The 11793-nt window shown below is 73.5% G+C and carries 2 protein-coding genes; both read right to left on the reverse strand.

Going from position 1 to position 11793, the window contains the following annotated elements:
- On the reverse strand, nt 1-7408 hold a 7408-nt coding region (locus ACZ4Z5_RS32900), incomplete at its 3' end, for a type I polyketide synthase (RefSeq protein ID WP_468269873.1).
- A gap of 176 nt (nt 7409-7584) precedes the next feature.
- A partial coding sequence (locus ACZ4Z5_RS32905) for a type I polyketide synthase (protein ID WP_468269875.1) occupies nt 7585-11793 on the reverse strand: 4209 nt, incomplete at its 5' end.

Here is an 11793-nt window from a genome sequence, read left to right on the forward strand (position 1 = left end):
CGAAGTCCGGCCGCAGACCCCACGATTCGAGCAGACGGAACAACGCCACCTCGACCGCGAAGAGGGCCGGCTGCGTGTACTCCGTCCGGTCGAGCAGTTCGGCGTCCGTGCCGAACAGCACACCCTTCAGCGGCAGTTCGAGGTCCAGGCGCTCACACACGTCGTCTAGTGCGGCAGCGAACACCGGGTACGTCTCGTACAGTTCACGACCCATCCCCAGCCGCTGACCCCCCTGCCCCGTGAACAGGAACGCCGGCCCGCCACTGGACGCCGTCCCTTGGATCAGCCCGGGCGCCTGCTCGTCGCCCGCGAGGGCGGCGAGCGCTCGCAGCAGGCCTTCACCGTCACCGGCGGCGAACGCCGCGCGGTGTTCGAGGCCCGCGCGGCCGGTGGCCAGGGAGTAGGCCAGGTCCAGGAGACCGGAGCCGTCCTCGCCGGCGACGGCCTCGGCCACGGGAAGCAGCCGGGCGGCCTGGGCACGGAGCGCCTGTGGGCTCCTGGCCGACAGGACGTAAGGGAACGGCCCGGCGGCCGAAGTCGTCGGCATCGGGCGGTCCGTGGGCTCCGGCGCCTCCTCGATGATCGTGTGGGCGTTGGTGCCGCTGATACCGAAGGAGGACACGCCTGCCCGGCGCGGCCGGCCGGTCTCGGGCCACGCGACGGCTCCCGTCAGGAGCTCGATGTCGCCGGCCGACCAGTCCACGTGCGGGGTCGGCTCGTCCACGTGCAGGGTCTGCGGAAGCACCCCGTGGCGCATCGCCATGACCATCTTCATGATTCCGGCGACACCGGCGGCGGCCTGGGTGTGTCCGATGTTGGACTTGATGGATCCGAGCAGCAGGGGCCGGCCGGCCGGGCGGTCCTGCCCGTAGGCGGCCATCAGTGCCTGCGCCTCGATCGGGTCACCCAGCCGCGTACCCGTACCGTGCGCCTCCACCGCGTCCACGTCCACCGTCGACAGGCCCGCGCTCGCCAGAGCCCCACGGATGACGCGCTGCTGCGACGGACCATTGGGCGCCGTCAGACCATTGCTCGCACCGTCCTGGTTGATCGCCGAACCGCGGACCACCGCCAGGACCGGGTGGCCGTTGCGGCGGGCGTCCGACAGCCGCTCCACGAGCAGCATGCCCACACCCTCACCCCAGCCCGTACCGTCGGCGGCAGCTGCGAACGCCTTGCAGCGGCCGTCGGGCGCGAGGCCGCCCTGGTGGCTGAATTCGCTGAAGGTCCCCGACGTCGACATCACCGTCACCCCGCCCGCGAGTGCGAGGGTGCACTCGCCGTTACGGAGCGCCTGGATCGCCCAGTGCAGGGCAACCAGTGACGAGGAGCAGGCCGTGTCGACGGTGACGGCGGGGCCCTCCAGACCCAGGGTGTAGGAGACGCGGCCGGACATGACGCTGCCCGCGTTGCCGGTCATCACATGGCCGAGGACGCCGTCCACGTCGCCGGAACGCTCCAGCTGGGCGTCGTAGCCACCGGCCGAAGCGCCGACGAAGACACCGGCCCGGCTGCCGCGCAGGGACGACGGGTCGATGCCGGCCCGCTCGAACGCCTCCCAGGAGGTCTCCAGGAGAAGCCTCTGCTGCGGGTCCATGGCAAGTGCCTCACGGGGCGAGATCCCGAAGAAGCCGGCGTCGAAGGAGTCGGCGTCGTAGAGGAATCCGCCCTCGCAGGCCCGGCCGTCCTCACCGGCGTACAGCTCGCCGGTGTCCCAGCCGCGGTTGCCGGGGAGTCCGGCGATGGCGTCGCCGCCGGTCTCGACGAGCCGCCACAGGTCCTCGGGGCTGCGGACTCCGCCGGGGTAACGGCAGCTCATGGCGACGATCGCGATGGGGTCGTCGGCGTCCGGGACGGCCACCGCGGGCACGGCGGCGGCCGGCTTCCCCTCCGGGCCGGCCTCCTCCGCCTCGCCGAGGAGCCCGGTACGCAACTGCCGTGCGAGCGCGGTGGGCGAGGGGTAGTCGAAGACGAGCGTGGTGGCCAGGCGCAGTCCGGTGACCTCGCCGAGGCGGTTACGCAGCTCGACGGCGGTCAGCGAGTCGAAGCCGAGATCCTTGAACGCCTTGGCGGGCTCGACCTGTTCGGCCGAGGCGTGGCCCAGTACGGAGGCGACCTGTGCCCGTACGAGGTCGAGCAGGGCCCGGTCCTGTTCGGGGCGCGTGAGGCCGGCCAGTCGGTCCGCGAGCGGTGTGCCGGCGCCCGTGCGGGTGCGCGCGGTACGACGTCCCGCCGGGCCCAGGAGCTCCCGGAACACGGGTGGGACCGGGCCGGGCGCGGCGGCGGCGCGCAGGGCGGCGGGGTTCAGGCGGGCCGGCACGAGGACGGGCCGGCCGGAGGCCAGGGCCGCGTCGAGCAGGGCCATGCCGTCGGTGGCGGAGAGAGCGCCCATGCCGTGCTGCTCCATGCGGCGCAGCTGGGTCTCGTCGAGTCCGCCGGTCATGCCACTGGCGTCGGCCCACAGGCCCCAGGCCAGCGCCGTGGCAGGCAGGCCCTGGTGGTGGCGGTGCTCGGCGAGAGCGTCCAGGAAGACGTTGGCGCAAGCGTAGTTGGCCTGGCCCGCGCTGCCGAGGGTGCCCGCGACGGCAGAGAAGAGGACGAACGCCGTGACCGGCAGGTCGCGGGTCAGCTCGTGCAGGTGGAGGGCGGCTACGGCCTTCGGCCGCAGGACCGTGTCCAGACGGTCGGGGGTGAGGGATCCGACCACGCCGTCGTCGAGGACACCCGCCGTGTGGACCACGGTGGTGAGGGGGTGCTCGGCGGGGATCGCGGACAGGACGGCGGCCAGGGCGTCACGGTCGGCGGCGTCGCACGCGGCCCATATGACCTCGGCGCCCAGGGCTGCCAGTTCCGCGGTGCGTTCGGCGGCTTCGGGTGCATCGGCGCCACGGCGGCTGAGCAGCAGCAGGCGGCGTACGCCGTGGGTGGTGACCAGGTGGCGGGCGACGATCCCGGCGAGGGTGCCGGAGCCGCCGGTGATCAGGGCGGTGCCGTTCGCGTCGACGACGGCTCGGGGGCCGGCGGCTCGGGGACCGGCCGCCGCGGCCTTGCCCGCCCCGGCCGTCAGGCCGGTCGGGCGGGTGCGGCGCAGTCGCGGCACATGGACGGCTCCGTCGCGCAGCAGCAGCTCCGGCTCGCCGGAGGCGAGCGCCGCCGCGAGGAGAAGCGCCTCGTCCGGACCGGTGTCCTCACGGGGGCCGGTGACCTCGCGGGGGCCGCTGACTCCGGCGGAGGCAGGGAGGTCGCGGACGTCGGCGAGGACGAAGCGGCCGGGGTTCTCGGTCTCCGCCGAGCGCAGCAGACCGCGGACGGCGGCGTGCGGCAGGTCCTCGCCGCGTTCGCCGGGCCCTGCGACCGCGCCACTGGTCACGACGACCAAGCGGGACGCCTCGAACCGCTCGTCGGCCAGCCAGGCATGCACCACGGCGAGCGCCCGGTGCGTGGCCTCCTGCAGGGTGCCCGGCCCGGTCCCGGCAGGCTGCCGGGGGAAGGGGGCCAGGACGTATGCCGGGACGCGGGCGCCGGCGTCGGCTGCCGCGCCCAGCTCCGCCAGGTCGGTGTAGCGGGTGGCCGTTCCGAATCCGGCATCGCCCAGCACCGCCCATCCGCCGAGGGGTTCGGCCGGGGCTCCGGTGGCCGGCTGCTGCAGCGGGAGCGGCGTCCAGTCGAGCTGGAAGAGCGCCTCGCGCAGGACGGCCGGTACCGGGTGCGGGGTGTCGGTGGCCTCGGCCGTGAACGGTCGCGGTGCCAGTCGGCCGACGGTCGCCACCGGGTCACCGTGGTCGTCGGCGAGGTCGAGGGCGAACGTCCCGTCGGCGGGTCCGTCGGCGGCGGACCGGATGCGTACCCGGAGGGCGCCGGCGCCGACCGCGTGCAGGGCCACGTCCGACCAGACACTGCCCGGCCCGATGCCGGTGGCGGGGCCGTCGGTATACGGGTCCGCGTCCGCGTCCTCCAGTGTGGCCGCGGCGTGCGCGGCGGCGTCCAGCAGCGCGGGGTGCAGGCCGAACTCGGCTGCCTGCGAGCCGTCTTCGGGCAGGCGCACCTGGGCGAAGTATTCGCCGTCCCGGTGCCAGGCCGCCTCCACGGCCCGGAACAACGGGCCGCGCGCCGGGCCTTGGACGTCCTGGGGGTCGTCGCCGTCGGCGGTGGCGTAGAGGTGGCCGATGTCGACGGCTTCCGCCCCGGCGGGCGGCCACTGCGTGAAGTCGAACGATGTGGCCGGGGTGGGCGCGGTGGGTGCGAGGACGCCACGGGCGTGGCTCGTCCACACGGTGTGCTCTTCGGTGTCGCCCTCCGGCCGCGCGGACACGGTGAAGGCGCGACGGCCCTGCTCGTCGGGGTTCTCGACGAGCACCTGGACCCGTACGCCCTTGTCGGCGGGCAGCGCGAGCGGCGTGTCGAGCACCAGCTCCTCGATGTGTCCGCAGCCTGCCTGGTCTCCTGCGTGTACGGCGAGTTCGACGAACGCGGCGCCGGGCAGCACGGCCGTCCCGGCGAGGGTGTGGTCGGCGAGCCAGGGCTGGGTGCGCGGCGAGAGGCGGCCGGTGCACAGCACGCGGTCGGAGCCGGCCAGGGTGACGGCTGCGCCGAGCAGCGGGTGCGCGGCCGGGTCGAGTCCGGCCACGCTGACGTCTCCGGCCACGGCGGCGCCGGGCTCCAGCCAGTAACGCTCGTGCTGGAAGGCGTACGTCGGCAGGTCGACACGGCGGGCTCCGGTGCCGGAGAAGTACGCCGTCCAGTCGACGGTGGCGCCGCGGGCATGGGCGCGGGCGAGGGCGGCGAGCGCCGTCTCGGGCTCGGGGCGGCCGCTGCGCAGCGCGGGGACGAAGGCCGCGCCCTCGCCGGTGACGCAGTCCTGGGCCAGCGCGGACAGGACGCCCTCGGGTCCCAGTTCGACGTACGTCGTCACACCGGCGGTCTCCAGGGCGCGGATGCCGTCGAGGAAGCGGACGCCCTCGCGGACGTGGCGCACCCAGAAGTCGGCGGATGCCATCTCGTCGGTGACGAGTGCGCCGGTCAGGTTGGAGACGACAGGGATGCGCGGCGTGCCGTACGACAGGCTTTCGGCCACCTTGCGGAAGTCGGCCAGCATGCCGTCCATGTGCGGCGAGTGGAACGCGTGGCTGACGGTCAGCCGCTTGGTCTTACGGCCCTGCGCCTCGAAGCCCGCCGCGATGACGACCGCGGCCTCCTCGTCGCCCGCGACGACCACGGCCCGTGGGCCGTTCACGGCGGCGATGGCCACCCGGTCGGTCAGCAGCGGCAGCACCTCGTCCTCCGACGCCTGGACGGCGATCATGGCACCGCAGGCGGGGAGTTCCTGCATCAGGCGCCCGCGCGCGGCGACCAGGGTGCACGCGTCGTCCAGCGAGAGGACGTCCGCGACATGCGCGGCCGTGATCTCACCGATGGAGTGCCCGGACAGGAAGTCCGGCCGCAGACCCCACGATTCGAGCAGACGGAACAGCGCCACCTCGACCGCGAACAGCGCCGGCTGTGCGTACGCCGTCCGGTCCAGAGGATCCGCGTCGGACCCGAACAGGACGTCCTTCAAAGGCAGTTCGAGGAGCGGGTCCAGCCGCCCGCACACCGCGTCCAGCGCGGCGGCGAACACCGGCTGGGTTTCGTACAGTTCACGCCCCATGCCCAGGCGCTGGCTGCCCTGTCCGGTGAACAGGAACGCGGTCCTGCCCTCGGCCACGATGTCCGTGACCAGGCCCGCGGCCTCCTCGCCGGCGGCGAGCGCGGCGAGGGCGGTGTCGAGGTCGTCGTCCGTGCGGCCGAGCAGCACCGCTCGGTGTTCCAGGGCGGCGCGTGTGGTGGCGAGCGAGTAGCCGACGTCGATGGCCGAGGTGTTGGCGGCTCCCTGGGCGCGGGCGGCGATCAGCCGGGCGGCCTGGGCGCGCAGTGCGGCGACGCTCCGGCCGGAGAGCGTCCAGGACAGCAGGGTGGGCCGGCCGGCAACCGGGGGCGGGGTCTCGCGGTCGAGGGCACCCCCGCCGCTGTCGCTGTCCTTGCCCCTGTCGCTGTCGGTGTCGCTGTCGGTGTCGGTGTCGGTGTCGGGAGCCTGCTCGATGATGGTGTGCGCGTTGGTGCCGCTCACGCCGAAGGCTGAGACGGCCGCACGGCGCGGCGCCCCGGTCTCGGGCCACGCCATGCGCTCGGTGAGCAGCGACACCGCTCCGGCCGACCAGTCGACGTCGGGGGTCGGCTCGTCGACGTGGAGGGTCTGCGGGAGGACCCCGTGGCGGATCGCCATGACCGTTTTGATGATGCCGGCGACACCGGCCGCGGCCTGGGTGTGACCGATGTTGGACTTGAGGGAACCGAGGCGGAGCGGCCGGTCGGCCGGGCGGTCCTGGCCGTACGTGGCCAGCAGCGCCTGCGCCTCGATGGGGTCACCGAGCCGGGTACCCGTGCCGTGGGCCTCGACGGCGTCGACCTCGGCGGCCGAGAGCCGGGCGTTCTCCAGGGCCTGGCGGATGACGCGCTGCTGGGCGGGGCCGTTGGGGGCGGTCAGGCCGTTGCTGGCACCGTCCTGGTTGACGGCGGAGCCGCGCACGACGGCGAGCACGGGGTGGCCGTTGCGGCGGGCCTCGGAGAGGCGTTCCACGAGGAGGACGCCCACGCCCTCGGACCATCCGGTGCCGTCGGCGGCCGCGGCGAAGGACTTGCACCGCCCGTCGCCGGCCAGTCCTCGCTGGCGGCTGAACTCGACGAACACGTCGGGGCTGGGCATCACGCACACGCCGCCGACGAGGGCGAGCGAGCACTCGCGCTGGCGCAGGGCCTGGGTGGCCAGGTGGAGGGCGACGAGAGAGGAGGAGCAGGCCGTGTCGATGGTGGCGGCGGGGCCCTCCAGACCGAGGACGTAGCTGACGCGGCCGGACAGCACGCTGGTCGCACCACCCGTCAGCAACAGCCCTTCGAGCCCTTCCGGGACCTCCCTCAGATCCGCCCCGTACCCCATGGCGCCCGCGCCGATGTAGACGCCGGTTCGGCTTCCGCGCACGGACGCCGGATCGATTCCGGCGCGCTCGAACACCTCCCACGAGGTTTCCAGGATCTGGCGTTGCTGCGGGTCCATCGCCAGGGCCTCGCGCGGCGATATGCCGAAGAATCCGGGGTCGAACACGGTGGCGTCGGCAAGGAATCCGCCACCGGTGTTGTAGAAGGTGCCCTTTCGGTCGGGATCGGGGTCGGCGAGGGACTCGATGTCCCAGCCTCGGTCGTCGGGGAATCCGGTTATGGCGTCACCGCCCTCGGAGACCAGTCGCCACAGATCCTCGGGGGACCGCACCCCGTCGGGGAAGCGGCAGCTCATCGCGACGATGGCGATGGGCTCGTGGGCGTCCCGCTCGACCTCCTGGAGGCGTCGGCGGGCCCGCCGCAGCTCCGTGGTCATCCACTTCAGGTTTTCGAGAAGCTTTTCTTCGTTCGCGCCGGCCACTGGAACGTCACCTCCTGGAGAAATGCGGAACGCATACGGGAATCGGGTGGGAAATCCGATCGGACATCGGGGCGTCAATCGGATCAGACACCGGGGCGTGAATCGGATCGGGCATCGGATCGGGCATCAGGTCAGGATTTTCCGAATTCGTTGTTGATGATGTCGAAGAGATCTTCGGCGGAGGCCGATTCGATGGTCGATTCCTCGTCCTCAAGGGCGTGGGCTGCCCGTTCGGTCCTGTTCCAGTTCGCCAGGAGCGCTTCGAGCCGTGCCGTCACGCGGGCACGTTCGACGGCATCGTCCTCGGGGACCGACGAGAGGACGAATTCCAGCTTGTCGATCTCCGCGAGCGCCGGGAGCACGGGCGGCGTGTCCTCGCCGAGGAGTTCCGCGCGGATGTGCGCGGCCAGGGCGGCGGGCGTGGGGTGGTCGAAGACGAGTGACGCGGGCAGGCGCAGTCCGGTGGCGGAGCCGAGGCGGGTGCGCAGTTCGACCGCGGTGAGTGAGTCGAAGCCCAGCTCCTTGAAGGCGCGGCCCGCCTCGACCGTGGCGACCCCGTCGTGCCCGAGGACCGCGGCGACGTGCGTACGCACCAGGCCGAGCAGGGTCCGTTCGGCCTCGTCGGCGCTCCTCCCCCGCAAGTCGGCTGCCAGCCGGGCCGCTTCACCGGCGGCGCCGTCGCCGCCGGTGCCGGCGCCGCCGGCGTCCTGCTCCGCGGCGAGCACGCGGCGCACCTCGGGGAGGTCGGCGATCAGGGGGCGCGGCCGGGCGGCGGTGAAGGCCGGTACGAACAGGTCCCAGTCGACGTCGGCGATCGTCACAGCCGTGTCGCCCGCGTCCAGCGCCTGCTGAAGGGCGGCGATCGCCGACTCGGGAGCCATCACCGGCAGGCCGCGGCGCCGCAGTTGAGCGGCCGCCTCCTCGTCGGCCACCAGACCGCCCTCGCCCCACGGTCCCCAGGCGACGGCGGTCGCAGTCAGCCCGCGATCGCGGCGCCGCTGGGCGAGCGCGTCGAGGTGGGCGTTGGCAGCCGCGTATGCGGCCTGGCCGCCGCTGCCCCAGACGCCGGCGATGGACGAGAACAGGACGAAGGCGTCCAGCTCCGTGTCGCCGAGCAGCTCGTCGAGGTGCTCGGCCCCCGCGACCTTGGCCGCGAGGACTGCGGCGACGTCACCCGGTCCGGTCTCCGCGAGCGGCGCAACCTGCCCGACACCCGCCGTGTGGAAGACGGCGGTCAGGCCGGGACCGGAGGTGTCGTCGCGGAGGCCGGCCAGGAGCTCGCTGACCGACTGCCGGTCGGTCACGTCGCACGCGACGGCCGTGGCCCGCGCGCCGAGCGCGGCCAGCTCCGCGACCAGGGCCTCGACGCCCGGCGCCTGCGGGCCGCGCCGGCCGGCCAGCACCAGGTGCTCGGCACCGTGCGCGGCGAGCCAGCGGGCCACGTGCGCACCGAGCGCACCCGTGCCGCCGGTGATGAGGACGGTGCCACGGGGCCGCCAGGGGGCGCGCTCCGCTCCCCCGTCACCGTCGGCGGTCGGGGCGGCGTGCCCGATCCGGCGGGCGAGGATGCCGGCGGAACGTACGGCTGCCTGGTCCTCGTAGCCGTACCCCTTCCCGTTCGCGTCCGCGGCCGCGGCTGCCCGGGCAGCGGCGTCGGTGCCGCCGAGCACGGCGAGGAGCCGGTCGAGCACCCGTCCGTCCATGGTCCCGGGCAGGTCGACCAGACCGCCCCACCGCTCGGGGTACTCCAGGGCGACCACTCGGCCGAATCCCCAGATCTGTGCCTGCGCGGCACTCCGCACCCGGTCGGAGGGACCGGTCGCGACGGCCCCGGTGGTCACACACCACAACGGGGCGTCGACACCGGCGTCGCCGAGGGCCTGGACGAGCGTCCCGGTCAGCAACAGCCCGGCAGGTGCCCCCGGATGGGCCGGGTGCGGAGCATCGGCGAGCGCCAGCAGGGACAGCACACCGTCCGCCCGGTCCCCGGCGAGCGCCGTACGCAGCCGGTCGGCCACGACGGCACGGTCGGTCGCGGCAAGGTCCAGGGCGACCTCCCGTACGTCGATGCCCTGCGCCCGGAGAGCGTTCGCGATCCCGGGGAGCCCGGCGTCGCCGATGCCGGCGGTGACGACGAGCCACGTCCCGGAGGGACGGGCGGCAGCATCCGGATCACCCAGGGGCTTCCACGTGACCGCGTACCGCCAGCCGTCGACGACCGACCGCTCAGCGCGCTGGCGCCGCCAGGCCGACAGCGCCGGCAAGAGGGCGCTCAGCGGCTGATCGGCATCGATCTCCAGGGTGGCGGTGAGGGCGGCGAGGTCCGCGTTGTCGACGGCCTCCCAGAACGCTGCGTCCACCGCACCGGCGACCCCGGCGTCGGACTCGACCGCGGCGGGGCGGGGAGTCTCCTCCAGCCAGTAGCGCTTGCGCTGGAAGGGGTAGGTGGGCAGGTCGACACGCCGGGCGCCGGTGCCGGCGAAGTACGCCCGCCAGTCGACGGCGACGCCGTGGACGTGCGCCTGGGCGATAGCCGTGGTGACGGCCTCGGCCTCGGGGCGGCCCTTACGGAGCACGGGGACGAACGTGGCGTCCTCTTCGATGCATTCCTGCGCGAGTGCGGACAGCGTGCCGTCGGGGCCGAGTTCGAGGTACGTCGTCACGCCGGCCGCTTCGAGGGCGCGGATGCCGTCGAGGAAGCGGACCGCCTCGCGGACGTGCCGGACCCAGAAGTCGGCTGACGCCATCTCGTCGGTGACGAGGGTGCCGGTCAGGTTGGAGACGACCGGGATGCGCGGCATGCCGTACGACAGTCCCTCGGCCACCTTGCGGAAGTCGGCCAGCATGCCGTCCATGTGGGGCGAGTGGAAGGCGTGGCTGACGGTCAGGCGCTTGGTCTTGCGGTCGGCGAACGACCCCGCGATCGCGGTCGCGGCGTCCTCGTCACCGGCGACCACCACGGAGTACGGGCCGTTGATCGCGGCGATGCTCACGCGGTCGGTCAGCAGGGGCAGTACCTCCTCCTCGGAGGCCTGGACGGCGATCATGACACCGCCGGTGGGCAGTGCCTGCATCAGGCGGCCACGAGCGGCGACCAGGGCACATGCATCGTCCAAGGCAAGGACACCGGCAACGTGCGCGGCGGCAATCTCACCGACCGAATGCCCGGACACGAAGTCCGGCCGCAGACCCCACGATTCGAGCAGACGGAACAACGCCACCTCGACCGCGAAGAGGGCCGGCTGCGTGTACTCCGTCCGGTCGAGCGCGGCGGCATCCCCGAACAGCACCTGCTTCAGCGGGTGTTCGAAGTGGGCGTCGATCCGGGCGCAGACCGCGTCGAGCGCGTCCGCGAAGACCGGGTACGTGTCGTAGAGCTCACGCCCCATGCCCAGTCGCTGGCTCCCCTGTCCGGTGAACAGGAACGCCGAGGCGCCTTCGGACATCCGTCCGCGTACGAGCCCTGTCGTCGTCGGCCCACCGGCTGCCAGGGCCTTGAGTACTGCCAGGAATTCGTCCCGCTCTGTTGCGACGACGACCGCTCGGTGCTCAAGGGCTGACCTCGATGTGGCCAGGGAGTAGGCCACGTCGGCGGGTTCGAGGGTGTCGTCCGACGCGATCCGCGCCGCAAGGCGTTCGGCCTGGACGCGCAGGGCCGTGTCGTTCTTCGCGGACAGCGCCCACGGCATGACACCGGGACGCTGCTGCGGCAGCACCTCCAGCTCGACGTCGTCGGCGTCCGGGGCCTGCTCGATGATGGTGTGGGCGTTGGTGCCGCTGAAGCCGAACGAGGAGATACCGGCCCGGCGGGGTCGGCCGGTCTCCGGCCAGGCGCGCTGCCCGGTCAGGAGCTCGATGTCGCCGGCCGACCAGTCCACGTGCGGGGTCGGCTCGTCCACGTGGAGGGTCTGCGGAAGCACCCCGTGCTGCATCGCCAGCACCATCTTCATCACACCGGCGACACCGGCTGCGGCCTGGGTGTGTCCGATGTTCGACTTGATGGATCCGAGCAGCAGGGGCCGGCCGGCCGGGCGGTCCTGCCCGTAGGTGGCCATCAGTGCCTGCGCCTCGATCGGGTCACCCAGCCGCGTACCCGTACCGTGCGCCTCCACCGCGTCCACGTCCACCGTCGACAGGCCCGCGCTCGCCAGAGCGGCGCGGATGACGCGCTGCTGCGACGGACCATTGGGGGCCGTCAGACCATTGCTCGCACCGTCCTGGTTGATCGCCGAACCGCGGACCACCGCCAGGACCGGGTGGCCGTTGCGGCGGGCGTCCGACAGCCGCTCCACCAGCAGCATGCCCACACCCTCACCCCAGCCAGTGCCGTCCGCACCGGC

The sequence above is a fragment of the Streptomyces sp. NPDC030222 genome (assembly GCF_055573115.1).